Source organism: Streptococcus sp. 11273D007BT, from assembly GCF_053547195.1.
Window position 1 is genome coordinate 1,659,855 of record NZ_JBPWPE010000001.1, and the last position, 26,267, is coordinate 1,686,121.

The window sequence follows — 26,267 nt, forward strand, 5'->3', positions numbered from 1 at the left end:
TACTTACACCTTCTCTTTCACATTTTTACCAAGGATACCCGCTGGACGAACGAGAAGAATGATGATCAAAATAGCATAAACAATCGCGTCTTTGAAACTTGATAAACCAATTGAAACAGAGAAAGTTTCTAAAAGTCCAATAACAAAACCACCGATAGCAGCTCCTGGAATAATTCCAATACCACCTAATACAGCAGCGACAAAGGCTTTAATACCTGGTGTCATCCCCATAAGAGGATCAATCGCATTGTAATAAAGACCAATCAAGCATCCCGCAGCCCCTGCTAAAGCTGATCCCAAAGCAAAAGTAAAGCTGATTGTACGGTTAACATTAATCCCCATCAACTGTGCCGCATCACTATCAACAGACACCGCACGCATGGCTTTCCCCATCTTTGTTTGCTTAACAATAAAGTTCAAACCAAGCATCAAGACAATTGAAACGGCCAAAATCGTCAACTGGACGTTAGTTACCGTTACAGGTCCTAAATGATAACGTACTGTTTCAAGGGCTTGCGGAAAGGCACGTGTATTAGCACCTACAAAATAAACCATTCCATACTCTAAAAGGAAAGATACCCCAATTGCTGTAATCAAGGCTGCAATACGCGTTGAATTTCTCAGTGGACGATAGGCTAAAAACTCAATGATAACACCTAAAAGTGCTGTCAAGCCCATTGTTAAGACCAAAGCCACAAAAAAGTTCATCTTAAAGGCATTAATCAAATAATAACCAATAAACGCACCCATCATGTATAAATCACCATGAGCAAAGTTTATGAGCTTGATAATACCATAAACCATTGTATAACCTAATGCTAAGAGGGCATAAACACTTCCTAGAATTAAGCCATTGACAAGTTGTTGAACCATGTTTTCACCAAACTTTCTATAACATAATAATATCTGGAAAAGGAGCTTTCCTTTCCCAGATACTGTAATTTTTAGATATATTATTTAACCTCAACGACAGTTGCAGAATCTTCTTTACCGTCTTTGAGACCAATCATAATTGCTGACTTAACAGGATTGTGTTTTTCATCAATTGTTGTTTTACCTGTTACCCCATCAAAATCCTTAATCTTAGCAAAGTTCTTAGCAATTTCGCTTGAGTTTTCAGCATTCTCTGCAGCTTCTGCTACCATGTAGACAGAATCATAAGCAAGTGCAGCAAACATGTTTGGTTCTTCACCATATTTTGCTTTATATGACTCTACAAATTTAGCAGCTTTATCAGATAAATCAACTTTTGTTGAGTAACCAGAAACATAATAAACATTGTTTGTTCCTGCTGCTGTAGCATTTTCAATGAATTTTTCATCGCTAAAGCCGTCAGGTCCAAGAATTGGTTTATCAATACCCATGTCACGTGCTTGTTTTGTAATTAAGCCTGTTTCAGTGTAGTAACCAGGCATAATGATAGCATCAAACTCTTTATCTTTGATTTTTGTTAAAGCGGCTTGGAAGTCTTTATCACCAGCTTGGAAAGTTTCTTCTACAACAATTTCCCCTTTATATTGGTTTTTAAACTCATTGGCGATACCTTTGGCATAGTCACTTGAGTTATCATAATAAAGGACAACTTTTTTAGCTGAAAGGTTTTCTGTAGCATATTGTGCCAAGACTTGACCTTGGAAACTATCTTGGAAAGTCGTACGGAAAACGTACTCTTTTACTTTTCCATCGGCATAAGTTAGGCTGTCTTGTGTACCAGAAGGTGTCACAAGAGGAACTGCTGCTTTTGTTGCTGCCGGTGTTGCTGCTGCTGTAGCACCAGAAGTTGCAGGTCCAATCATCACATTAACCTTGTTTTGAGTGACTAGGCTGCTAGCAACAGATGCCGCCTCATTGTTTTCAGACTTATTATCTTTTGAAACAATTTCAAGCTCTTTTCCATCTACACCACCTGCTTTATTGATTTCATCAATGGCAAGCTCCGCAGCATTTTTTTGAACTTGACCGTAAGCCGCAACTGCTCCACTCAACTCAAAGTTCAAACCAACTTTAATCGTATCTCCAACTTCTGTACCAGTCGATGAAGACGAGCCACTAGGCGCTGCCCCACAGGCTGCAAGAACAGCTGTACTCGCAAAAGCAAGAGCTGCTAATGTTAATTTCTTTTTCATCTCTATATCTCCTTAAAGTTATCTAAAAATATACGTTAATAAGAATACTGAATTATCTGATAATTGTCAAGCTATTGGGAGTATTTTTTTCGATATCCAGTTTTTCTTGATGAAGATTCCCTACAAAATTTTGATCAATCGCTTTATAGGATGACACTTTAATATCTTTAACAAACTTCTGTTTTTCCAAATAACCCACAACTTCGTCTAAGTCAGCCACATCAATATACAACACAAGATAACGCAATCGTCTAGAATGGTAATGAACATCACCAAATTTAGACACTTTTCTAGCATCACGATTGTAGTAAAGATAGACCGCAATACCTATCCGATCTTTTTTGTCCACGATTAGCTATTCCTTTCTCTAATATGATGGCCTTTAGCATGAGGACGTCTATGAGGTGATAAAGGCAGGGCTTCATCTACAAAAATATCCTCCGATACACTTTTGGCTAAATAATGACTAACGGTCGATAAGAGTACTTGTAAATCATGCTCTGCCTGTCGCATTTCTTGAACTAAAGGATCCAAATCAAGTTGCCTTTTTTGTAATAACCACTCTTTTTTTAAGACCTTTAAGTCTTCTCTGTAGGGTAAATAGGCCTTTTGATTTTCAAAATCTTGATTTAAAGTAGAAAACAGTTGCAACTTTTCTTGTAAAGAAGTATTCTCCTGAAAACGAGTTTTTACTTTTTTATAATTTTTGACCTCTTTTGTTTCCAAAATGGACGCTACTAAAGCATCAATCGCATCGTCAATCTCTATCAATTCTTGATTTATTTCTAGCATATAAAGATTATATCAAAAAAAAGAAGTGGAGACTAGGTTACTCCACTTCCACCTTTTTGATTTTATTTTAAATCATTATTAGCCATAATATCGTCAATAAAGCCATATTCTAATGTTTCTTGCGCACTCATCCAGTAATCACGTTCCGCATCCTTATGAACTTGTTCAATCGTTTTCCCTGAATTATCAGCTAAGATTTGTTCTAAGTTTTGACGTGTTTTTAAAAGATGCTCTGCAGCGATAGCCATATCTGTTTGTTGAGTGCCACCACCTGTTCCACCCATAGGCTGGTGAATCATGTACTCAGCATTGGGTAACATGAAACGTTTTCCTTTAGTACCTGATGAGGCAATGATGGTTCCCATAGAAGCAGCAACACCCATTACAATAGTTTGGACATCAGATTTAATAAAGTTCATCGTATCTACAATTGCAAGTCCTGCCGATACGGAGCCACCTGGCGTATTGACATAAAGATAAATATCCTTTGTATTATCCTGAGCGTCAAGGAATAAGAGCTGAGCAATAATAGAATTTGCCATATTATCCTCAACTGGTCCTGTCAGCATAATAATACGATCTTTTAGCAAACGTGAGTAAATATCATACGAGCGTTCACCACGGCTAGTTTGTTCAATAACTACTGGAATCATAGAATTTCTCCTTTTTCTTAGAAGTTCCTACTTCTATCAATTAAGATATTACCATTATAGCTTTTTGGTCAATCTTGGTCAAATAAAAAATTTACTATTTTTTAGAAAAAGCAAAAGGTTGAAAGAACGCTCTCAACCTTTGATAAAACTTATTTTGTCCCAAACAAACGGTCACCAGCATCTCCAAGTCCTGGAACTATATAACCATTTTCATTGAGCTTTTCATCCAACGCCGCTGTGTAGATGTCAATATCTGGATGGGCATCTTGTAATTTCTTAACCCCTTCTGGTGCCGCAACTAAGCAGACAAACTTAATATTCGCTGCACCACGTTTTTTAAGGGAATCGACTGCTAAAATAGCAGAGCCCCCAGTTGCTAACATAGGATCTACAAGAAAAATTTGACGTTGATCAATATCTTCTGGCAATTTCACTAGATATTCAACGGGTTCAAGAGTCTCCTCATCACGATACATCCCAATATGACCAACCTTAGCAGCTGGAACAAGGCTGAGTAAGCCATCAACCATACCAATACCTGCACGCAAAATTGGAACGATTGCTAATTTTTTACCCGCTAACTGCTTTTGAACAGTTTTCACAATCGGTGTCTCAATCTCAACATCCTCTAGTGGCAAATCACGTGAGACCTCATACCCCATTAACATAGCGATTTCATTAACAAGCTCACGAAAATCTTTTGTCGAGGTGCTAGTACGACGTAAAATAGAGAGTTTATGCTGGATTAGTGGATGTGAAATAACTTGAAATTTTCCCATATGATGTCGCTCTTTCGAGCTTCCTACTTTCTAAAATTTTTTCTCCTTATTATACCAAACTTCGAGGGAGTTTTCATCTAGAAAGAAAAGATTTTAAAAAGTTTCAGCTAAACGGCGACAAGCCTCCACAATGATAGACCTAGGCGCTGCTGCATTTAGTCTAGCATGTAATTTCCCTTCGCGACCAAAAGTTAAACCATCATTTAAGATTAAACCAGCCTCTTTTTCTAGTTTATCAAACAATTCCGAATGAGATAAGCCATAGTCAGAAAAATCAAGCCAAATCAAATAAGTTCCTTCTGGTTTTAAAAATTTTATTCGCGGTACTTCTTTACTCAAAAAGTCAGTAATGTAGTTGATATTATCCTCTAGAACACCTTTGAGCTCCTCTAGCCACGGTTTTCCATAAGTTAGGGCAGTCTCCGTAGCTATTAAACCTAGGCTTGAAATTTCATGCTGATTATTTCTTAGCTGAATTTTACGAAAAGCTGCGCGAAGCTCAGGATTTTTAATCAAGACAAAACTATTTTTTGTTCCCGCAATATTGAAAGTTTTAGTAGCACTACTTAAAATCACAGAAAAATCCGAAAAAGCTTCCGAAACGGTATTAAAGCTATGATGTTGATTACCGTACAAAGCCAAATCTTGATGAATTTCATCTGAAAGTAAGATAACATGATATTTTTGGCAAAGTTTTCCAATTTTTTCAAGTTCATCTTTAGACCAAACACGACCACCTGGATTATGCGGGCTACAGAAAAGATAGATTTTAACTTGATGCTCAACAATATCTTTTTCCAACTGCTCAAAGTCAATTTCAAAGTGACCATTTTTTTCAATTAAAGAATTATTAACCAGTTTTCTCTGATTTAAGGTAATTGTTCGGGCAAAAGGGGGATATACAGGTGTATTAATCAACACAGCATCTCCTTCTTTTGAAAAAGCTTGTAGGGCTACCGAAATAGCAGGAACAACTCCCTCAATCAAGGTGATGTCTTCTTTTGAGATGAAGTAACCATGCTGCTCCTTTTCCCAATTAACAATTTTATCTAATAGGCTATCTGGTGTCGCATTGTAGCCATAGACACCATGCCTTGCAAATTCTTCCAAAGCTTTAGTCATTTCTGGAAAGGTCACAAAATCCATGTCAGCAATCCAAAGTGGCAACAAATTTTTATCTTCTTTTGTCGCCTGCCACTTGACAGCATTAGTTGATAAACGCTCAGGTACAGTGGTAAAGTCATATTTTGTCATCTTATCCCTCCAAAGCTGTCTTTAAATCTGTTATCAGATCCTCTGCATCTTCAATTCCAACCGATAAACGTAAGAGATCATCTGTCAAACCATAGGCATGACGAACCTCAGCTGGAATATCAAAGTGGGTCTGTGTAGCAGGGTAAGTAATCAAACTTTCAACCCCTCCTAAGCTTTCTGCAAAAGTGAAAACTTCCAAAGTATTGATGATTTGTGGAATATTTTCTTGGTTCTTAACTTTAAAGGAAACCATGCCACCTTTTCCTGTATAAAGTACCTCTTTAACTGCTGGAGACTGTCGCAAAGCTTCTACTACAGCTTTGGCATTCTCTGTTGATTTTGTCATGCGTAGCTTCAATGTTTTTAACCCTCGAATCAAAAGGTAACTGTCAAATGGAGATAAAACAGCTCCTGTTGTATTCAAATTAAAGAAAAGTTTATCATAAAGTTCTTGATCACTGGTTAAGACAACCCCAGCCAAAACATCATTATGGCCTGAAAGGTATTTCGTAGCAGAATGTACTACGATATCTGCTCCTAAAGGAATAGGATTAAGATAAACAGGGCTATAAAAAGTATTATCCACAATCACTTTAGCTCCTAGTTGATGAGCTTTATTGGCGATACTTTCAATATCAAACTCTACCATCAAGGGATTGGTTGGTGTCTCTAAATAAACAAGGTCAATCGTATCATCTAGCTGGTCAATAAGTTCGTCTTCTGTATTGGCATAAACAAAAGAAAAGCGTCCTTCTTTTTCTTTCTCATTAAACCATCTAAATGACCCACCGTAGAGATCTCTGGCTGCCAAGACCTTACTTCCTACAGGAAAAATTTCCATGGCAAGTACAATCGCACTCATCCCTGAACTTGTTGCTAAGGCAAATTCTGCCTGTTCAATAGCAGCTAAAGTTTCTTCTAATTGCGTTCGAGTTGGATTTTTTGTACGAGTATAGTCATATCCTGTAGATTGACCAAATTCTGGATGCTGATAGGTGGTTGAAAAATGCAAGGGAGTTGTTAACGCTCCAGTCGCTTCATCTGATTTAATACCAGCCTGCGCTAAGATAGTGTCTAATTTATAAGATTTTGTCATGATTTCCCCCTGATATTGTTTTCTTATTATTCTACCACTTAAACAGCCATTATAACGTTTTTCTTGTATATCATTTATTGATAGTTAGCTATAGTTTTTACTTATAACGTATCAAAAAAAATCTAGATATTAATCTAGATTTTTAAACAGACTCTATTTTTAACATTTGGCGCAGACGTTGTGCACGACTTCCGATTAATTTATCAAGACTACGGGTCAATAAGGCTAAATAACCATATACCGCTACACCGACAAATCCAACAATTACTAAATAAATGGCGCTTTGGACATAGCCTTTTGGAACAAAAATAAAACCTAAGACAAATTTTGTTAATATCACAAAAACTGCCATAATCCCTGTCATCAGTACGATAAGTAGAGCATTTTTTATCATAATTTTAGGATTAAAGTGGGTCACTTGACGGATCCGTTGATACATTAAAACGACGGGTACTAATAAACCAATAGTGGTGCTAATCACTGGTCCATAAGAGTGAAAAAGATAAATAAGAGGAATCTGTAAAACCACTTTAACAGCTAAACCAATTAAAAAATATCGAATCGCACGACGTCTCTCAAAAAGTGCTAGTAACATAGGAGATAACATGGTGTAAAAACTTACCACTAAAGTTTGTAGCAAAACAGCAATAAAGAGATGAATCGCAAGCGTCTCTGACTGCCCATAAAAGACTGTATAGAGTGGCTCAGCTAATAACACGGAACCTGTAAGAGCTGGTATCATAAAGATCATTAACATTTGAACGTTATTCAAAATCATACGAGCAATCGCTCTTTTATCTTTTTTCACAAAATTTTCGGTAATCAATGCAATTCCCACACCACCAATAGAGGAAGCAACAGAAATCAAAATCATAACAATCTTGTTAGGATTAGCATAGAAATACGTGTACATGGTGACCAATTGTTTCTCGGAAAAATTTGTGAACCACTTCATGCTATTGATAAAGGTTGCCTGATCAATCAAGCTAAAAATAGAAACTGCAGCTCCTGTTACAATAAAAGGAATGGCTTCCTTCGTTGTCTCAATGAGAATTTGGAGAGAATCAATCTCTTCATCAATATCCAATTCTGAAAAGAACTTCCCTAATACACCCATTTGCCATAAATAATAACCCAAGACCAGCATACTAGCCAACATCCCAACAAAAGCCGCAAAAGTGGATTGAATCACAGCTGCAACATAATCACCTGATCCCATTTTCATAATGAAAAAGGTCGCTAATAGCATCCAAATAATCCGAATAATCTGCTCGGCAATTTGACTAATAGAAAAAGGCTTTAAATCATTATACCCTTGGAAAAATCCGCGGATTACACTCATGACAGGAAAAATTAACACAGACAGTGATAAACTCTTTATCACAGGAACGAGTTCTGCACCTGAACCTGACATACCTGCAAAAATCCCTGCACCAAAATACATCACAGAGGCACCAATAATTCCTAGTATCAACATGAAACGCATAAAATGCCGCATCAGATAGATATTATGACTTTCTTTTCCTAAGGCATTGTATTTTGCAATCTGCTTAGCGATTGCAACTGGAATACCGGCTGTTGACATCAATAAAAACAGGGCATAGATACTATAGCCCATATTAAATAAACCATTAGCTTCTGCCCTATGCTCTCCCATCCACATATACCAAGGAATGATATAAAGAGCGCCTAATAGGCGGCTAACAATATTACTCATGGTTGACCATGCTGTCCCGCGTAACATTTTTTCTTCTTGACTAAGAGCCGATTGAGACAGCGACGAACGAGTAGTTTCTTTATTCATTAGTTACTTCCTAGAATTTTTTCAATCAAATTTATTATAAACTTTTCCTTTTGACTTGTAAAACAGGAACATAAGGTCTAAAATATTACTATGATTACAATTGAACATGTTTTAGACATTTTAAAAAATGACCAGAATTTTCGAGAAATTCTTTTTAACGGACAATATCATTACCATGCTTCTGATATTTGTTTTGAGCAATTAAGTTATGACAGCCGAGTAACAGATCAAAAAACACTATTTTTTGTCAAGGGTGCTCATTTTAAAAAAGAATTTTTAGATAAAGCAATCAACTCTGGTTTAACCTATTATATTTCTGAAAAAGATTATGAAGTTGATATTCCCGTTATTCTTGTTAACGATGTGAAACAGGCTATGAGTTTGGTTGCCATGGCTTTTTATGGTAATCCTCAAGAGCAATTAAAACTTTTGGCATTTACAGGTACAAAAGGTAAAACTACTGCTGCTTATTTTGCCTACCAGATTTTAAAGCAAGAACATAAACCAGCTATGCTCTCTACCATGAACACCACGCTTGATGGAAAAACATTCTTTAAATCAACTCTCACAACACCTGAAAGCTTGGACCTCTTTGCCATGATGGCTGAAGCTGTCAAAAATGGAATGACACATCTGATCATGGAAGTTTCCAGTCAAGCTTATCTCGTGAAACGTGTTTATGGCTTAACCTTTGATGTCGGTGTTTTCTTAAATATTAGTCCTGATCACATTGGGCCTATTGAACACCCTACTTTTGAGGATTATTTTTACCATAAACGCCTCCTAATGAAAAATAGCCGAGCAGTAATTATTAATAGTGAGATGGACCATTTTGATCTCTTAAAAGAGGAAGTTGCGACAAAAGATCATGACTTCTATGGAAAATTCTCTGACAATCCTATTTCATGCTCAAAAGCCTTTACATTTGATGTCAAAGGGAAGCTAGCTGGGCACTATCACATCCAACTCATTGGACGTTTTAACCAAGAAAATGCCCTCGCAGCAGCCTTGGCTTGCTTGCGCTTAGGAGCATCACACCATGCTATCCAAAATGGAATCGCTGAAACAACTGTCCCAGGCAGAATGGAAGTGCTAACTCAAGCCAATGGAGCTAAAGTCTTTGTTGACTATGCTCATAATGGTGTCAGCCTTGATAATCTCATCAAAGTCGTTAAAGAGCATCAGACAGGACAAATCACCCTCATCCTAGGTGCACCTGGAAATAAGGGAGAAAGCCGTCGAAAAGATTTTGGCGAAATTATCAATCAATACCCTGAACTAAAGGTTATCTTATCTGCCGATGACCCTAACTTTGAAAATCCTTTAACCATTTCTCAAGAAATCCAAAGCCACATCCATCGATCTGTAACTATCATAATAGACCGTGAAGAAGCAATAAAAACAGCCCTAGCTCAAACTAAAACCGACCAAGATGCCGTTATCATTGCAGGAAAAGGCGCAGATGCTTATCAGATTATTGAAGGAAAACAAGCCAATTACGATGGCGACATTACTGTTGCCAAACGTTATTTATCATAACAAATGAAATAGTGATGACCCAAAGCTATTAAGTCAATTCAAAGCTGAACAATAATAACCACTCCCTAGAAAAAAACAATTCCCACATGTATAATGTGGGAATTGTTTTTTTATTGGTTAACAGCTTAATGTAATGGCATTGGAAATAGCCCACTCCATTTTTTAGGATTAAGCATTAAAGCTCTCTGTCAATTGTGGTACAACTTGTTTCTTACGAGAAACTGCACCTTCAAGGAAGGCATGGTTGTTTTCAAGCTTAAAGTTAAATGCTGCTTCAACCTTATCCATATTTTGACCAAGTGCTAAGATTTCTGAGTTTGAATTAATGATATCTGTAATCATCAAAACAAAGTCTGAATAGCCGTTTGCCTCTGAAGCTGCTACCATAGCTGCTTCAATCTCAGCTTGACGTCCAAGAACTTCTGCAATATCAACAGTATTAACTTGAGCGACACGGACAGCATTGCCATTTAATTCAAACGTTTTGGCATCAATATCAATCAACTCTTCTGCTGATTTACTTGCAAGATTTGTCCCAGCTTTCAGCATAGCAAGACCGTACTCCTCAAGGTTAACACCAGCAATCTCAGCAAGCTCTTTAGCTACTTGTGGATCCGATGCATGAGTAGTTGGTGACTTCAACAATAGCGTATCTGAAATCAAACCAGATAAGAGTAAGCCTGCAACCTCACGTGGAAGCTCAACACCTGCTTCTTTTGAAGCACGGTAAACGATAGATGATGCTGAACCAACTGGTTCTAAACGCATATAAAGTGGATTAGCTGTTTCAAAATTGGCTACACGGTGATGGTCAATAACTGCTGCAACCTCAACATCACGGATATCAGCAATGGATTGCTGAAACTCATTGTGGTCAGTCAAGATTACTTGAGAAACTCCTTCTGCTTTAGCGGATGTCACTACACGAGGAGCCTCAACACCAAAATAATCCAAAACAAAAGCTGTTTCTTCATTTGGCGTACCTAATGCTACTGCCTCTGCCTCACGTCCCCAAGCTGTGCGCTCAAGATAAGCCCAACCATATGATGATGCAATAGCATCTGTATCAGGATTTTGGTGACCAAAAACTAAAATTTTAGACATGTCTTTTACCTCATAAATCTTTTTCCTTCTTATTTTAACAGAACTGTTAAGTTTTTTCCACCGTTTCTCATACAAAAAAGCACCAGATCGACTGATGCTTTTTCAAGTGTTGTCTTTTTTTTCTTGTGATGATGGAACAGGTTCCACTTCAACTAAAGTTGCCTTTTTTGTCCTATCAGTGTTAGCATTTCTCATTTGAGATAAGTTTCTAAATTTTTCTCTCAAATTAAGACTTCTAAAAGCTTTAACAAGTAGCTGATAACACAAAACAATGATGGATTCGAGTAATAAAAGGAGACTAAGAAGCATGACCCCAACTAAACTCCAAGTCATAAAAATAGTAACCCATAATTGAGATAGTACCTTTTTGACATTAGATAGGTGATTATTTTGGATTGCTAGTGTTTCTAAAAATAAGTCTAGAATTCCCCTAATCAACCCCATTTTTAACTCACGTTCACTAGAAGAAGGAGAAAAAGCACCGGCCTTTACGATCAACAGTTCATCTTCTATTGTGTACAACTCTACCTCATCTCCAAGGACAGGCTTAAAATCCAAGGTTTCACGAAAAACTTTTCTTATACTTCCATCGGAGCTTCTCAAATAGACACTATCTGAGGTCACTTTTACAACGGTAAACATCTCTTCTCCTTTCCCACTTATCTTTATCAGTATAGCAAGAAATTACAAGAAAGTAAATGAGGTGAAGAAGTAGACAGGTACTAGGCTTTAACTCTCTTCAAATAATCTTGATAAGACTCTGTCTCCATAAGATCTTTTGCATTTTTAACGCGATCAGCTGTCGGCGGTTTTACTCCCTCTAATGGATAAGGCACTCCCATCTCTCTCCACTTAAATTCTCCCATAGTATGATAAGGAAGAATCTCAAACTTATCTACATTTTTCAAGGTTTTAACAAATTTTCCTAATTCCAGCAAATCCTCATCAATATCCGTCAAGCCAGGAACTAAGACATGGCGAATCCAGACTGGTTTCCCAATATCAGATAGGTACTTGGCACAATCTAAAATGGTCTGATTACTTTGACCTGTTACCTTTTTATGTTGCTTATTGTTAATTTCCTTGATGTCTAGTAAAACTAAGTCTGTAACAGCCATTAAACGATCAAATTTCACTAAGTAGTCTGGATTATTTCTAAAAGGAAGAGCACAAGTATCTAAGGTACAGTGAATACCAAGTTCTTGTGCCTTGGTAAACAAGGCAATTAAAAAATCAATTTGTAAAAGAGCCTCACCACCGCTGACAGTGATTCCTCCTTTTTTTCCCCAGAACCCCTTAAATCGAAGCGCCTCAGCCAAGACATCATCCACTGTGCGTTCTTTGGCCTTGTTTGATTCCATAGCCCAAGTATCTGGATTATGACAATATTGACATCGCATTTTACAGCCCTGTAAAAAAATAATAAAGCGCACCCCAGGCCCATCCACTGATCCAAAACTTTCTGTGGAATGAACCAAACCTGTTACCTGACCATAGTCTATATCTGTCATAAGCTCCCCTTTTGTAACCGTTTTAATAGTAGTATTATACCATCTTTTACTAAAAAGTACACTGACAAGGTTTTCAAAAAATATAAAAAAATTTCTATAAAATGTAAAATTTTTAATAAATTACATGAAATTTAGTGTATAATATAATTAACCCTATTCTAATGAATGCAACCATTAGGGTAGGGTTCTCATCAACCAAAACTAGGACAGTCGCATCGCTGTTCTAGTTTTTTATTGTTAAAAAACCTACATAGAAAACTCTATCATCTGCAATTTGTTTGCCTTACTGCTGGTGTTTACCTCATATTTATAAAAATAAGGTTAGATGAGACATCTAACCTTATTCTTCTTCAATAGTTGTTTCTTTTGTGATGATCAATTTTAATTTAACAATCCGTCCATCCTTCACTTTATCATTAACCAAGGTTAGATGTTTTCCATTAGAGTCAATGTCAACACTATGTTTTTCTTCTTGACTAGGAATAGCACCGACTTCTGTTAAATAATAACCTGCTATCGTATCAACTTCAACATTTTCAATTTCTGTTTCAAAGTATTCATTAAAATCATTAAGGGTCATACTCCCTAAGACAATGTAAGTATGATCACCAATTTCACGCACCTCTAGTTCAGACTTGTCAGTTTCATCATCAATCTCACCCACAATCTCTTCTAGAAGATCCTCCAAAGTCACAATCCCTGCCACACCACCATACTCATCTTTTAGTATGGCCATCTGATTATGTGTTTTACGCAAAGCTTTTAATAAATCATCTACAAAGATGGTTTCTGGAACAAAAAGAGGTTCCTGCATAATTTTTCGAATAGAAAGCTTGTCAAAGCCCTGATTAAATCCTTCGTGTAACAGTTTTTTCGTATGAAGAACACCGATTACCTTATCTCTATCATCATCATAAACAGGGATACGAGAGAAATTTTCTTTTAAAATAGACTCAATAATAACATTAGACTCATCATTGATATCAACCATAAATGCATCAGTTCTTGGAACCATTACCTCACGCGCTAACAGTTCATCTAACGAGAAGACACCTTGTAGCATATCAATTTCTTCGGCATCTAGCGTTTCCTCACTATTGGTCAACATATAAGCAATTTCATCACGCGTCATTTTTTCATCCGCATCATCAAAAGTCATAGGGGTGATGCGACTCAAAAGGTTGGTTGAAACAGATAGCAACCAGACAAAGGGGCTAACAATTTTTCCTAAAATAATGATAACTGGAGCCGAAACAACTGCTAAATTCTCTTTCAAATTCATTGCAATACGTTTAGGATATAACTCACCCAAAACGATAGAAATATAAGTCAAAAACGCAAGAGAAATCATGCTACCTGCTGTCTGAGCTGTCGCTGAATTTCCTAGATACTTAGCAATCTCCTTACCAAGTGTATCAGCTAAACTAGCCCCTGATAAAAGAGTTATCAGGGTAATCCCAACTTGAATAGTGGATAAAAAGTTATTAGGATTTTCAAGAACACTTAATAGACGGATAAATTTTTTATCACCTTCTGCTGCTTTTTGTTCTACTCTCGAGCGATTTAAGGATACCATCGCCATCTCGCTAGCTGAAAAAAAGGCATTTAAAAGGGTTAAAACTAAAAGTAATAAAAATTGTAACAGTAAGGACTGACTACCAGGGTCTTCCATTGTTATCATTCTCCTCAAATTTAATATAGTCCTTCAATTATAGCACAATTCTCAACTTTTGACTAATCTTTTAAAAGACCTTTGAGAATATGATATAATGAAAGCAAAAGAGGGGGGGAGTCTATGACTTTAATTTCACTAAAAAATGTCAGCGTCATCAAGCAAGGAAAAACCTTACTTGATAATCTTAATTGGGAGGTCAAAAAAGGAGAGGCTTAGGCCATCTTAGGTTTAAATGGTTCTGGGAAAACAACGCTATTAAAGTTATTGATGGCAGAATTTTTTCAAAGTAGAGGGGATGTTTGTGTGTTGGGTGCCAAATTTGGACAGGGCGATATTACACCCATCCGGCAAAAGATTGGTATTATTGGCTCTTTTATTGCAGAACGACTTCCTAAAAACATGCCTGCTGAACACATTGTCCTAACTGGAAAATATAAAAGTAGTATCTTATATAAAGCCTATGGTAGTAAAGAATTAAACGAAGCCAAGGACATGTTAGAACACTTAGGTGGAGCACATCTTATCGGACGCAGGTACTTCACACTCTCTCAAGGAGAGAAACAACTTTTACTTATTGCAAGAAGTCTCATGGAAAACCCTGACATCATCATCCTTGATGAAGCTACCAGTGGACTAGATCTTTTTGCTAGAGAAAAACTCCTCAAATTAGTTGAAAACATCAAACAACTCCCTCATGCCCCAACCATCCTTTATGTCACTCACCATGCTGAAGAAATAACATCCAGTATCAGTCACCTACTACTCCTTCGAGAAGGTAAAATAGTCGCTGCAGGAAAAAAAGAAGAGGTGCTGACACCTGAATACCTCAAACTGCTTTACGGAACAGCTGTTGAACTCATTCCAATTGGTGATGAACGCTATTTTATTCAGCCTAAATAAAAACAGGACCTAACCACTCCTTCAATGAGTGGTTAGGTCATGTTTGGTTGGGGATAAAAATTAGACAGAAGCTGGTTCTAAAAAGTTATGATCAACCTCATTTAAGGAATAGCTTTCTAGTTCATTAACATTTTTTCTAAGACGTTTGGCTTCCTCTGCTGTTAAGATGCCCTTGTCTTGATACTCTGAAATCAGTTTTCGCTCTAAGTAATATCCTCGTAAAAGCTCATCCATATTATTTGGTCTTGCTCGTGTTAAAACCCTCTCAACAAAAGCACCTGATGCCATCACTTCTGCCTCTTGAAGACGTGACATTTGAAGGAAATTCACTAAGGCTGGACTATAAACCCCCTCAAGCTCCTCTAAAGCATCTAACACAAGCTCCGTATTTTGTAGATAAACATCTGCTAGATGGTCACGATTATCTTGACTCAGCTGAAATCGTTGTCGGTCTTCTTTTTTTAAAACTTGTCTTATGCGATACCCAAAGCTAGTCACCTCATGTAAGACAGCTCTTAAGACACGTAAGAATATCCGAAATCCATATGCAAAATTTGAGACAAATCCTCTATTAACCTGACCTTCTAACACTTTTAAATACCGTTGATAGATACGGTATTCTTTCAGGTCAATACGCCCTTTAGACAAGGCATACTCTAAGCCATCACTTTCAATGTCGATAATCAATAGTTGAATGATGGCTAATTCACGCTTCACCTCACTCGGTTCTTGTTCCAAAATCAAGCGTTCAATACGGTCTTTATAGTTGTCAATGGCAGCATATAAGGCGGCTTTTTCTGTGCTATTTTTTACATCTTCTTCTAAGATTTGAACAACATCAGCTAAAATGGAAATTTGAGACACATGATTAACCTCCTCGCTCCCTTCTCCTGCTAAGTAGGGAAGAACAACTAAGCCTGTCAAAAAACTCAATAGAGTAACGGCACCAACAGTAAAAAGTGTTAAACTGTATTGAAGGGAGTCTGTCTCTGGTAATAAAAGAATAGTAGCAATAGACACTGTCCCTTTGACACCAGAAAATGTTAATAGCAAAATATCTTGAATATAAGATGAAAACGAATTTTTTAAACGTCTGCTTTCCCAAAAGTAGTAAAGTCCTAAAAGTAAAAATCGGGTTAAAAATAACAAAGCTGTCACTGCAATGACAATCCCTAGAAGGTGCCAATTACTATAAAGTGGACTGGTCAAAGCTGGTTCCAAAATATGGGTCATTTCAAATCCAAAGACCATAAAAACCAAGCCGTTTAAAAGAAAAATCACCGTATCCCACACAACATGGGACACCTTATCAACTTGAGCATCAAATAAGGTGATTTTCTTCAAGCGTCTCGCCTGCATCACCCCTGCTATCACGACTGCAATGATACCTGAGACACCGACTTCACTAGCAATAAAATAAGCTAAAAGCGGTAAAGACAGCTCCAGTAAGAGTGCCCCTGTAACATCTGCTGCATCAAATTTTTCAAGTAAGGATAAACTCCAACGACTCAATAACGATAGGCTAAAACCAATTAAAAAGCCACCTAATATCGACCATAATAGTTGTAAACTAGCATGTGCTAAAGAAAAAGTCCCTGTCAGTAAGGCTGCCACAGCAAACTCAAAAGCAACTAAGCCGCTCGCATCATTTAAAAGCCCTTCTGACTTTAAAATATTTTCAACACTCTTTGGAAAATTAAAGCGGTTTGCCATTGAAATAAAAGCCACGGCATCTGTTGGACCAAGAGCCGCCCCTAGAGCAAAGCAAGCTGCTAAAGGCATCTCAATAGGAAGAAAGATACCAGAAAAGTAACCTAAGACTAGTGTGGTCACAAAGACAGTAGGGAGAATCAGATACAATATAATAGAGCGGTGCTCTAAAAAGCTAGTAATGTCACTTTCCTGCCCCTCTCTAAAGTTAATAGGGGCAATCACAAATGCTAGAAATAACTCTCCGTCTAGTTTAAACTCAGAGCCTTGATAGAATAAACCTAACAAAAGGCCAAAAACTAACTGAATAAAGGGCAAAGGAAGTTTAGGGAGCATCCTGTTGATAACATTGGACAAAATCAAAGCCAATAAAAAAGTGATCAACATAATGGCAAAATGCATAAAGACCTCCTAACGTTTTTGGCAACAATGCCCATAGAGTTCCCTTTGTTTATTAATTTTTTCCTCAATCACTGAGACATCTCGCGCTTCCAATCTCCGCTGACATTTTTCTAATTCTAAAGCTGCTAACTTTTTTTGAATTTTTAAAATCTTTTTATCTTGATAAGCAACTCTTTCTTGGGCAACGTGATGTTTAGGTTTATTCTCAATGTATTTTTGACGCATCTGCGTAATTTTTTCCAGTACATTAGTTTCCATTTTCTGTTTCCTTCAATTTTTCAATCATAATTAAAAAAGGTGGCGTGTTAATTTGATTAAGAGGTTGGTAAGCCATTACAGTGAAATATTCTTGCGGCAGATCCTCGACATAATGTAATAGGGCATTTTTTTCATAACTTCCCCCCTCATGACCATAATAAACCATAATAGCTACTCGTCCGCCTACTTCTAGACGCTCCAAAATCTGTTCAAGCGCAGACAAGGTTGTCTCAGGAACCGTAATGACGCTCTTATCTGCACTTGGAAGGTAGCCTAAATTAAAAATAGCTGCACGAATACGATCAACATAGTTCCCAACGGTTTCATGCCCTTCTAAGATAAGCTCTGCATTGCTAATACCAGCCTCTTTCAAGCGTTGCCTTGTTCTTTCTAATGCTTGCTGTTGAATATCAAAAGCATAGACTTTTTTAGCTAATTGTGCTAAAAAAAGCGTATCATTTCCATTTCCCATTGTCGCATCTACTGCGACACTTTCTTTGTCCAAGACCTCAGCTAAAAAGTCATGGGAAAGATGAATCGGTCGTTTTATCATAGCGTCCTCACTTTTTCTGTCATAGGGATTATTATAGCACTTTGCAGCAAGGAAAAAAAGCAAAAGAAAAAGGCTGGCTGTGCCAACCTTTGTTTAAAAATCTATTGAGCTCTCTTGTCTGACTTATTTTTGTTTGGCTTGAAAACGCCATTCAAACCGTTTTTGATCGTAAAAAGGATACAGGAGATTTAGCACACCATACCCCATCACAAAACCTGCCAAAACATCCGTTGGATAGTGAACCCCTAAATATATCCGTGACAAACCAATAAAAGCAATCAAAAGGACTAAAAGAGCTTCAAACACTGTTTTGCGCCAGCTTTTTTCCAAACGTTGATGAAGAACAATCAGAAGACTGCCAAAAATCAAGAAGGCTCCTAAAGAGTGCCCACTTGGAAATGAAAAGCCATCTGCATGAACAAGATGCTCTATCGAAGGACGAGGACGATCGTAAATATTTTTTAAAACGACAATGAGCACACCAGCTAAAACGCCACTTAAGGCAACCAGACCAGCTTCAACTTTCCATTTTTTGACAAAATAAAGAAAGGCAGAGATTGCTAGGACTAAAATCACCTGAGTGGATGTATTTCCTACAAGGGTAATATTTTTAAACAGCGAGGTTAAAAAGTTAGGCAGAGAGCCTCGAATAGCAGATTGAATCGGCTGATCAAAGACCACCAACTGCTCTGGGTAAAATCGAACGACATAACCGAGCATCACAAAGGCTAAAATAGCAAAGGAAGCTCTTGTAAGATAAAGTTGTTTATTTTTCATAAGAATATTTTAGCAATAAAGGCTTAAGCGAAAGATAAAGTAAAGCAAAAGAAAGTGTAAAAATTAGGCCTTGAATAAGATTAAAAGGGAGGACCATCCCGATCATATACCGACCAATACCAATAAATTTTTCAATATCAAAGTTTGCGAATGTTGCATATAAAGGAATCGCATAAAAATAATTTAACAAAAGCATTACTCCTGTTAAACTCAAGGTTCCTAATAAACCTGCCAGTACAAACTGTAAGCGTGTTTTTTCTTTTTTCCATAAAAGTGAAAATAAGAAGATAAACACTCCTAGAGCAAGCACGTTCATCGGTAAACCAATTAAGGTCGAGATGCCTTGGTTATTTAATACTAATTTTAAAAGCGTTCTCAATACTAAGATAACGTAGGCTTCTTTAAGCCCAAAGAGTGTCAATCCTACTAAAATAGGTAAAATACTAAGTTCTACCTTCAAGAAATCTGCTCCTGGAATAATAGGAAAATCTACTAGCATGAGCACAAAAGAAAGTGCTCCCAACAAGGCCACATAGGCCAACTTTCTTGTCTTAGACATAAAAAATTCCTCCAAATTTTACAATTTGAAAGAAGGTCCAACTATTTTTGTACACTAAAAAAGCAAGCACAAAAAACTTGGTCTTCTCCCATCCAGACTATACTGTCGGTTGTGGAATTGCACCACATCAGCTTGCGCTCACGGACTTCAAATCTAGTAATCCTAGACTTGTCACCGCCGGTCGGGATTTTCACCCTGCCCTGAAGACACTTTTATCTTAACAAAAAAATAAAAATTTGACAAGTCATTTATCTTTAATTAGTAATTTTTGCTATATTTTTAAACTAAAAATCAGTAAAAAAGCACTTTAAAAGTTAGGACATCTCACTAACTTTTAAAGTACAAGGGAAATATAGGAAAGCTATTTGTAGTGATAGCCTCTCACTTACAACTTCTTAATCTTCACGAATAACTTCTACACGATAACCATCAGGGTCAGTAACAAAATAATAATGTCCTGGATTTCCTGGAAGACCACTGATATCTGTTGTGGGATACCCCAAAGCCTTATGTTTGGCATTATCAGCCTCTAAATCATCAGAAGATAATGCAAGATGAGAAAAACCATCTCCAACAGTATATGGACCATGATTATAGTTATAAGTTAGCTCAATTTCAAAAGAATCTCCCTCTAAAGCGAGATAAACCAAGGTAAACTGATGCTCTGGATAGTCTTTACGACGTGTTTCCTTAAAGCCAAATGCTTCCTCATAAAATTTTTGCGATGCTTCAAGATTTTCTACACGTAAACAAGCGTGCAACATTTTTTTACTTGCCATTATCTGAACCTCCTTTAACTCATACTAGTATAACATATGTTTTTTACTTTTTTAAAAATCAGGATTTATTTCAGTTTATCTCCATCATAACGGTGGCTCAACTCCAACCCCTCAAAGTTTTGTTGACGAAGGGCTTCATAAACCATCATACAAGCAGTATTTGAAACATTTAAACTTCTAACATGTTCATCATTCATTGGAATACGAAGAGCTTTTTCAGGATGCTGGCGCATAAACTCCTCTGGTAGCCCTTTGTCTTCTCGTCCAAACATAAAATAGTGGTCACCATCTTTATTCAAATCAGCATCTGAATAAGTTTGATCTGCAAATTTAGTGATAAGATGAAGTTCCCCTTGATACGAAGCCATAAATTCCTCTATACTATCATAAAAATGAACATCTAATTTATCCCAATAGTCTAAACCTGCTCGTTTCATTTTTTTATCATCAATCGGAAAGGCCATTGGCTTAATGATATGTAGTGGACTATTAGTAGCCGCACAGGTTCTAGCAATATTTCCTGTATTTTGTGGAATTTGAGGTTCAAATAAAACAATATGATTACGACCAAAAGATACTTGAGACATTGATTCCTCCTAGTTATTTTTACATAAAAATAACCACGCTGCCCGGAGTCTAGCTCAGCAAACAGCGTGGTTTGGGATGATTCGTTAACTTAAATCATAACAGGTTTGATTTAAACCAGCGAATAGCATGTGATTATTATATCACTTATGTGACCATTGTCAACCTATTTTTTCGTTTTTTTCCATTATTTTTAGGGGTCATCAAAAAATGTTACAGGACTATTTCAGTTTATTATAATTAAGAAAAAACTAATGATTTTTTGGCAAAAAAAGAGTATGATAAAAGGTATCATTTGGAGGTTTAACATGAGAATTATTGTTATTGGCGGAGGAAAAGTTGGAACTGCCCTTTGCCGATCACTTGTTGAAGAAAAGCATGATGTCATCTTAATCGAAGAAAAAGAAAGCGTTTTGAAAAAAATCACCAAGCGCTATGATATCATCGGTATCCTAGGAAATGGGGCCAACCATAAGATTTTAGAGCAAGCTGATGTTCAAGATTGTGATATCTTTATTGCTCTCACAGATAAAGACGAGCTCAACATGGTAGCGGCCGTTTTAGCAAGAAAAATGGGAGCCAAAGAAACTGTGGTTCGTGTTAGAAATCCTGAATACTCTAACCCTTATTTCAAAGATCAGAATTTCCTTGGTTTCTCACTTATTATCAATCCAGAATTACTGACAGCTCGTTATATCGCAAATACCATTGATTTTCCAAATGCACAATCCGTAGAACATTTTGTGAATGGTCGTGTCATGTTGATGGAATTTAAGATTACTGAATCTAATAAACTCTGTCAAATGTCGCTCAATCAGTTCCGAAAAAAATTTGGAAATATCCTAGTCTGTGCCATTGAACGTGGACAAGAGGTTCTCATTCCTGATGGAGAGCAAACCATTTTACCGGGAGACAAAATTTTTGTAACTGGAAACCGCGTTGAAATGGTCTTATTCCATAACTTTGTCAAGGCTAAAATTGTCAAAAACCTCATGCTCATTGGGGCTGGAAAAATTTCCTACTATCTCCTTAATATTTTAAAAAATACCAAAATTAATGTTAAGGTCATTGAACACCATCTGGATCGTGCTGAATTTTTTAGCCAAGAATTTCCTAAAATCCATGTTGTACACGGAGATGGTACTGCAAAAGATGTCTTGTTAGAAGAAAATGCTGCTGGTTTTGATGCTGTAGCCACATTAACTGGGGTTGATGAAGAAAATATTGTAGCCTCCATGTTCTTAGAAAGTATTGGCGTTCAAAAAAACATCACTAAAGTCAATCGAACAAGTCTTTTAGAAATTATTGAGCACAAAGAATTTTCTACTATTGTAACGCCTAAAAATATCGCTGTCGATTCTATTATGCACTTTATTCGCGGTCGTGTAAATGCACAACACTCTAGCTTAGAGGCTATGCACCACTTAGCTCATGGTAGAATAGAAACCCTACAATTTGAAGTTAGAGAGCAAAATAAACTGGCCGGTAAAAAACTTTCTTCCATAGCTTTTAGGAACAATGTTTTAATTGTAGGCATTATCCGTAAAGGAAAGCCTATTTTCCCTACGGGAGAAGATAGTTTGGAAATTGGGGATAAGGTCGTTGTCATCACACTCTTAAAAAATGTGACCCATATTTATGACTTGTTAGCGAGGTAGTATAAATGAATAGATCAATGGTTCGCTACTTGCTTTCAAAACTCTTGCTAATTGAAGCTGTATTGCTTATCCTTCCCTTAATTGTCGCGCTGATTTATAAAGAAGATTTGCTTATCATATCTGCTATTTTAAAAACGATTGGAATACTTCTAGTATTTGGGATATTAGGACAGCTTTTTAAGCCAAAAAATTATCATATCTATACCAAAGAGGGAGTCCTGATTGTTGCTCTCTGCTGGATTTTATGGTCCTTTTTTGGTGCACTTCCTTTTGTTTTTAGTGGTCAAATTCCTAGCTTGATTGATGCTTTTTTTGAAACAAGTTCTGGATTTACAACTACTGGGGCAACGATACTTCCTGATGTTGCTGTTTTAAGCCACTCTATGATTTTCTGGCGAAGTTTTACCCACCTCATTGGAGGAATGGGTGTACTGGTTTTTGCTTTAGCCATCATGAATAACACAAAAAATGCCCACTTAGAAGTCATGCGGGCTGAGGTTCCTGGTCCTGTTTTTGGAAAAATTGTATCCAAGCTAAAAGATACTGCACAAATCCTCTATATCATTTATTTAGCGATGTTTGCAATCTTTACTGTGATATTATATCTAGCTGGCATGCCTTTATTTGACAGCTTCATCACAGCCATGGGGTCAGCTGGTACAGGAGGATTTACGGTCTATAATGATGGTATCGCTCACTACAATAGCTCTCTCATTACAGTACTTGTTGCTATTGGTACCCTAGTATTTGGTGTGAACTTTAACCTCTACTATCTATTATTGCTAAGAAAAATAAAAATCGTCTTGAAAGATGAAGAATTGCGACTTTACTTGCTGATTGTCGCTACTTCAACATTATTAATTTTCTTAAACACGGGAGGAATTTACAACTCTGATAAAACGGCGCTGGAGCTAATCTTCTTTGAAGTATCGACTGTTATTACAACTACTGGTTTTCCAATAACAGACTTAACTGTATGGCCGTTATTTTCACAATATATTTTACTACTATTGATGTTTATTGGTGGCTGTGCTGGTTCTACAGCTGGCGGGTTTAAGGTTATCCGTGGTTTAATCCTTTCAAAAATAGCTAAAAATCAGATTTTAGCTAGCTTATTTCCAAACCGTGTTCACTCGTTACATATTAATGACAACGTATTAGATAAGGAAACTCAAAGTGGTGTCTTGAAATACCTTTCAGTCTATACCATGATTTTCATTTTCCTTGTCTTAATGATCAGCCTGGATAATAACAATTTTATGGTTGTCATTAGTGCTGCTGCTAGTACATTTAATAATATCGGTCCTCTTTTAGGAACAAATGAAACCTTTGCGATTTTTAGTCCATTTTCAAAATTATTACTTTCTTTTGCCATGATTGCTGGACGATTGGAAATCTATCCTCTTCTCCTGCTATTCTTACCAAAGACTTGGTCTAAAATCTAATCCCCTACAAAAACACTCCTGAGATTGTCATCACAGGAGTGTTTTTTCTAATCTTTATACCAAAGGTCTCTAGCTAGAGGTCATCTTTTCCTAGTTCTTTTCAAAGTAAAATGATCAGGTACAGGATCTTCTCCTGCTTTTGTTAGAGGATGACAACGTAAAATACGGGCTATTCCCATTAAAATTCCCTTGAGCCCGTGTTTTTCGATCGCTATGATCATATACTGGGAACAAGTTGGCTGGAAACGACAGGTTGCTGGAAAAAAAGGGGAGATCCCCTTTTGATATAACTTGACCAAATAAATAAAAAATGATGTCATTTTTGTTTTGTAATCGCTGCATTATGAAGTTGACTAACTTCTTTTTTGTTTAGACGGCGTGCTTCACCTGGTCGAAGTCCTGATAAGTCTAGAGTCCCAAAACGCGTACGTGATAGCTTATCGACTGGCAAGCCAATAGCCTCAAACATCTTCTTAACTTGATGATTGCGCCCTTCATGAATCACTAATTCCACTACTGAGCGATCTTTTTCACGATCTGTCTTTAAAATGGTATAACGGGCTGGCTTGGTTTTTTTACCATCAATCATAATCCCTTTGACCAAGGGACGAAGGTTTTCCTTAGTTGCAAGCCCCTTAACATGCGCAAGGTAGACCTTATCAATTTCATTTCTAGGATGGATCATCTTATCTGTAAAATCTCCATCATTTGTCAGAATTAATAAACCTGATGTATCCCAGTCTAAGCGACCAACTGGATAGATTCGCTCTTTAACATCTGGCAGTAAATCAATTACAGTCTTTCTTCCTTTTTCATCTGATACGCTAGAAATGACACCGCGTGGCTTATTTAAGAGGTAGTAAACTTTCTCTTCATTATAGATTGGAGTTCCTTCAACTTCTACTCTATCACCTGATTTAACAGTAGTAGCGAGCTCTGTCACAACCTTTCCATTAATTGTTACCAAACCTTGTTGAATTAAAGCCTCAGCTTTTCGTCGACTACATAAACCAGCATGAGCAATATATTTATTAATTCTCATTTTCTTCCTCTAACTCTCTTTCCTCAAATAGATTAATTTCGCCTTCTTCCTCTTCTAAGCTTGAAATATCCAGTAATTCTTCTATATGATTAATTCCCATAAAATCTAGAAAATAGGCTGTTGTTTCATATAACTTTGGACGACCAATAACCTCTTTATGACCAGCTACCGCAATCAAATTGAAGGCCAATAATTTACCAATTGCACCACTTGAATTCACTCCTCTAATCTGATCTATTTCAATACGTGTAATCGGCTGCTTATAAGCAATAATAGATAAAACCTCCATACTGGCCCGAGACAAACTCTGATTGATCGGTGTTTTTGCATATTGGCGCAGAAGATCAGCATGGTCTTCTTTTGTCACTAGACGGTATTGATTGGCTGTACTAATCAGACACAAAGCACTCTCTTCATCTGCCCTATATTTATTTTTTAATTTTTCTAAAGATTGGACTAAACCAGTTGGAGGCATCTCTAACATTTCTGCTAATTGCCGTAAACTTAGCCCCTCTTCTCCTGCTATAAATAAAAGTGCCTCTATTTTTGCGAGACTGCTCATCTCTCCTCCTTCATTAAAAGAATTTCCCCAAAATTTTCAGACTGCTCTATTCTTAAAGATTGTACTTTAATCAATTCTAAAATAGCTAAAAATAATGTGATTAACTCATTCTTATGCTGTCGCCTACTAAATAACTGGCTAAGAAGGATTTGTTTATTGGCGCTTAAAATGGTATCAATCTCAACCATCATATCTTCAATTTTATAATCCTCTGCCGCCACTGTTGTCTCCATCTGAGATCCTTTACTTTGATGCTCGGAGATCACTTTAGAGAAAGCTAAAAACAAATCAATAACCGTCTTATCAGGAAGCAATTCAATATCTTCATAGACTAATTCTGTTTTTTCTTTTGAAAAGAAGTGGGCACGTTTGGTATGTTGCTTACCGAGATATTGACTGGCTATCTTATAACGGCTGTACTCCTCAATTTGCTCAAGTAATTCTTGTTCCAGATCTTCCTCATCTACTATCTGACTAGCAACTTTCGGTAAGAGTTTTTTACTTTTAATTAACATTAGCTGACTGGCCATTACCATATATTCTCCAGCCACTTCTAAACGCATAGCCTGTAAAGTCTTAATATAAGCAAGATACTGTTCAATCACATCAGCAATAGGGACGTCATAAATATCCATCTCATATTTTGACACAAGATGCAACAAAAGGTCTAAGGGACCTTCAAAATCTTTTATCTTTATCTCCAT

At 36.8% G+C, this 26,267-nt stretch carries 27 protein-coding genes, 1 pseudogene and 1 riboswitch; of the genes and pseudogenes, 4 read left to right on the forward strand and 24 right to left on the reverse strand.

The window, feature by feature from the left end; translation table 11 throughout:
• Positions 1-3: 3 nt before the first annotated feature.
• The 9 genes from ACEE75_RS08435 to ACEE75_RS08475 all read right to left on the reverse strand — a co-directional run bounded on the left by ACEE75_RS08435 (position 4) and on the right by ACEE75_RS08475 (position 8,504).
• On the reverse strand, positions 4-873 hold the full coding sequence (locus ACEE75_RS08435) for a branched-chain amino acid ABC transporter permease (protein ID WP_447574353.1): 870 nt from the start codon (positions 871-873) through the stop codon (positions 4-6).
• An 80-nt stretch (positions 874-953) separates the two neighbouring features.
• A complete protein-coding gene (locus tag ACEE75_RS08440; RefSeq protein ID WP_447574352.1) occupies positions 954-2,126 on the reverse strand; it encodes an ABC transporter substrate-binding protein in 1,173 nt (390 codons plus the stop codon).
• A gap of 52 nt (positions 2,127-2,178) precedes the next feature.
• Positions 2,179-2,478, reverse strand: a complete 300-nt coding sequence (locus ACEE75_RS08445; RefSeq protein ID WP_447574367.1) for a DUF2129 domain-containing protein — start codon at positions 2,476-2,478, stop codon at positions 2,179-2,181.
• The gene (locus tag ACEE75_RS08450) at positions 2,478-2,918 is read right to left on the reverse strand and encodes a YlbF family regulator (protein WP_447574351.1); all 441 of its coding nucleotides are present in this window, start codon (positions 2,916-2,918) and stop codon (positions 2,478-2,480) included. Before ACEE75_RS08450 ends, ACEE75_RS08445 begins: the two co-directional genes overlap by 1 nt.
• A gap of 62 nt (positions 2,919-2,980) precedes the next feature.
• Positions 2,981-3,571, reverse strand: coding sequence for an ATP-dependent Clp protease proteolytic subunit (locus ACEE75_RS08455; protein ID WP_354369638.1), 591 nt, complete (start codon positions 3,569-3,571; stop codon positions 2,981-2,983).
• 149 nt (positions 3,572-3,720) lie between these two features.
• Entirely contained in the window at positions 3,721-4,350 is a 630-nt protein-coding gene (upp, locus tag ACEE75_RS08460; RefSeq protein ID WP_354369637.1) for a uracil phosphoribosyltransferase, read from the reverse strand.
• 93 nt (positions 4,351-4,443) lie between these two features.
• Positions 4,444-5,604 carry a MalY/PatB family protein gene (locus ACEE75_RS08465; protein WP_447574350.1) on the reverse strand — a complete coding sequence of 387 codons (1,161 nt, stop codon included), beginning with the start codon at positions 5,602-5,604 and terminating at the stop codon, positions 4,444-4,446.
• Between the two features lies 1 nt (position 5,605).
• Positions 5,606-6,700, reverse strand: coding sequence for a cystathionine gamma-synthase (locus ACEE75_RS08470; RefSeq protein ID WP_447574349.1), 1,095 nt, complete (start codon positions 6,698-6,700; stop codon positions 5,606-5,608).
• Positions 6,701-6,842: 142 nt separating this feature from the next.
• Positions 6,843-8,504 carry a putative polysaccharide biosynthesis protein gene (locus ACEE75_RS08475; RefSeq protein WP_447574348.1) on the reverse strand — a complete coding sequence of 554 codons (1,662 nt, stop codon included), beginning with the start codon at positions 8,502-8,504 and terminating at the stop codon, positions 6,843-6,845.
• Positions 8,505-8,594: 90 nt separating this feature from the next.
• Between ACEE75_RS08475 and ACEE75_RS08480 the strand changes: the two genes are divergently transcribed.
• Complete coding sequence (locus ACEE75_RS08480) at positions 8,595-10,043, forward strand: UDP-N-acetylmuramoyl-L-alanyl-D-glutamate--L-lysine ligase (RefSeq protein WP_447574347.1); 1,449 nt, start codon at positions 8,595-8,597, stop codon at positions 10,041-10,043.
• A 168-nt stretch (positions 10,044-10,211) separates the two neighbouring features.
• Here ACEE75_RS08480 and ACEE75_RS08485 read toward each other — a convergent pair whose 3' ends face one another.
• From ACEE75_RS08485 to ACEE75_RS08500, 4 genes are all read right to left on the reverse strand, one after another.
• On the reverse strand, positions 10,212-11,147 hold the full coding sequence (locus ACEE75_RS08485; protein WP_447574346.1) for a manganese-dependent inorganic pyrophosphatase: 936 nt from the start codon (positions 11,145-11,147) through the stop codon (positions 10,212-10,214).
• Between the two features lie 102 nt (positions 11,148-11,249).
• Positions 11,250-11,789, reverse strand: a complete 540-nt coding sequence (locus ACEE75_RS08490; RefSeq protein ID WP_447574345.1) for a hypothetical protein — start codon at positions 11,787-11,789, stop codon at positions 11,250-11,252.
• Between the two features lie 80 nt (positions 11,790-11,869).
• Positions 11,870-12,658, reverse strand: coding sequence for a pyruvate formate-lyase-activating protein (pflA, locus tag ACEE75_RS08495; RefSeq protein WP_447574344.1), 789 nt, complete (start codon positions 12,656-12,658; stop codon positions 11,870-11,872).
• Between the two features lie 340 nt (positions 12,659-12,998).
• A complete protein-coding gene (locus ACEE75_RS08500; protein WP_447574366.1) occupies positions 12,999-14,330 on the reverse strand; it encodes a hemolysin family protein in 1,332 nt (443 codons plus the stop codon).
• 123 nt (positions 14,331-14,453) lie between these two features.
• Here ACEE75_RS08500 and ACEE75_RS08505 point away from each other — a divergent pair.
• Positions 14,454-15,233, forward strand: a pseudogene (locus ACEE75_RS08505) (ABC transporter ATP-binding protein).
• Positions 15,234-15,293: 60 nt separating this feature from the next.
• Here the strand turns inward: ACEE75_RS08505 and ACEE75_RS08510 are convergent.
• The 7 genes from ACEE75_RS08510 to ACEE75_RS08540 form a co-directional block, all read right to left on the reverse strand.
• Positions 15,294-17,345, reverse strand: coding sequence for a cation:proton antiporter (locus ACEE75_RS08510; protein WP_447574343.1), 2,052 nt, complete (start codon positions 17,343-17,345; stop codon positions 15,294-15,296).
• Between the two features lie 9 nt (positions 17,346-17,354).
• The gene (locus ACEE75_RS08515; protein ID WP_447574342.1) at positions 17,355-17,603 is read right to left on the reverse strand and encodes a hypothetical protein; all 249 of its coding nucleotides are present in this window, start codon (positions 17,601-17,603) and stop codon (positions 17,355-17,357) included.
• Positions 17,593-18,156 (reverse strand): class I SAM-dependent methyltransferase, encoded by a 564-nt coding sequence (locus tag ACEE75_RS08520; RefSeq protein WP_447574341.1) that lies wholly within the window; start codon positions 18,154-18,156, stop codon positions 17,593-17,595. Before ACEE75_RS08520 ends, ACEE75_RS08515 begins: the two co-directional genes overlap by 11 nt.
• A gap of 123 nt (positions 18,157-18,279) precedes the next feature.
• Positions 18,280-18,933 carry a phosphatase PAP2 family protein gene (locus tag ACEE75_RS08525; protein ID WP_447574340.1) on the reverse strand — a complete coding sequence of 218 codons (654 nt, stop codon included), beginning with the start codon at positions 18,931-18,933 and terminating at the stop codon, positions 18,280-18,282.
• Entirely contained in the window at positions 18,923-19,492 is a 570-nt protein-coding gene (locus ACEE75_RS08530) for an ECF transporter S component (protein ID WP_447574339.1), read from the reverse strand. Before ACEE75_RS08530 ends, ACEE75_RS08525 begins: the two co-directional genes overlap by 11 nt.
• A 76-nt stretch (positions 19,493-19,568) precedes the next feature.
• Positions 19,569-19,704, reverse strand: a riboswitch (FMN riboswitch).
• Positions 19,705-19,887: 183 nt separating this feature from the next.
• Entirely contained in the window at positions 19,888-20,271 is a 384-nt protein-coding gene (gene gloA, locus ACEE75_RS08535) for a lactoylglutathione lyase (RefSeq protein WP_427894236.1), read from the reverse strand.
• Between the two features lie 65 nt (positions 20,272-20,336).
• Entirely contained in the window at positions 20,337-20,858 is a 522-nt protein-coding gene (locus ACEE75_RS08540; protein WP_447574338.1) for a tRNA (cytidine(34)-2'-O)-methyltransferase, read from the reverse strand.
• Between the two features lie 306 nt (positions 20,859-21,164).
• Here ACEE75_RS08540 and trkA point away from each other — a divergent pair, with 306 nt between their 5' ends.
• Positions 21,165-22,514 (forward strand): Trk system potassium transporter TrkA, encoded by a 1,350-nt coding sequence (gene trkA / locus ACEE75_RS08545; RefSeq protein WP_447574337.1) that lies wholly within the window; start codon positions 21,165-21,167, stop codon positions 22,512-22,514.
• A 5-nt stretch (positions 22,515-22,519) separates the two neighbouring features.
• A complete protein-coding gene (locus ACEE75_RS08550; RefSeq protein WP_449173627.1) occupies positions 22,520-23,959 on the forward strand; it encodes a TrkH family potassium uptake protein in 1,440 nt (479 codons plus the stop codon).
• An 80-nt stretch (positions 23,960-24,039) separates the two neighbouring features.
• On the opposite strand, the gene yidD is transcribed toward ACEE75_RS08550, so the two are convergent.
• Genes yidD through ACEE75_RS08570 form a run of 4 tightly spaced genes read right to left on the reverse strand, consistent with a single transcriptional unit; the run spans position 24,040 to position 26,267 of the window.
• Positions 24,040-24,279 carry a membrane protein insertion efficiency factor YidD gene (yidD, locus tag ACEE75_RS08555; protein WP_354369539.1) on the reverse strand — a complete coding sequence of 80 codons (240 nt, stop codon included), beginning with the start codon at positions 24,277-24,279 and terminating at the stop codon, positions 24,040-24,042.
• Positions 24,276-25,001 carry a pseudouridine synthase gene (locus tag ACEE75_RS08560; RefSeq protein ID WP_447574335.1) on the reverse strand — a complete coding sequence of 242 codons (726 nt, stop codon included), beginning with the start codon at positions 24,999-25,001 and terminating at the stop codon, positions 24,276-24,278. The genes yidD and ACEE75_RS08560 overlap by 4 nt, the downstream gene beginning before the upstream one ends.
• Positions 24,991-25,563 carry an SMC-Scp complex subunit ScpB gene (gene scpB / locus ACEE75_RS08565; protein WP_449164842.1) on the reverse strand — a complete coding sequence of 191 codons (573 nt, stop codon included), beginning with the start codon at positions 25,561-25,563 and terminating at the stop codon, positions 24,991-24,993. The genes ACEE75_RS08560 and scpB overlap by 11 nt, the downstream gene beginning before the upstream one ends.
• Entirely contained in the window at positions 25,560-26,267 is a 708-nt protein-coding gene (locus ACEE75_RS08570; RefSeq protein ID WP_447574334.1) for a segregation/condensation protein A, read from the reverse strand. Before ACEE75_RS08570 ends, scpB begins: the two co-directional genes overlap by 4 nt.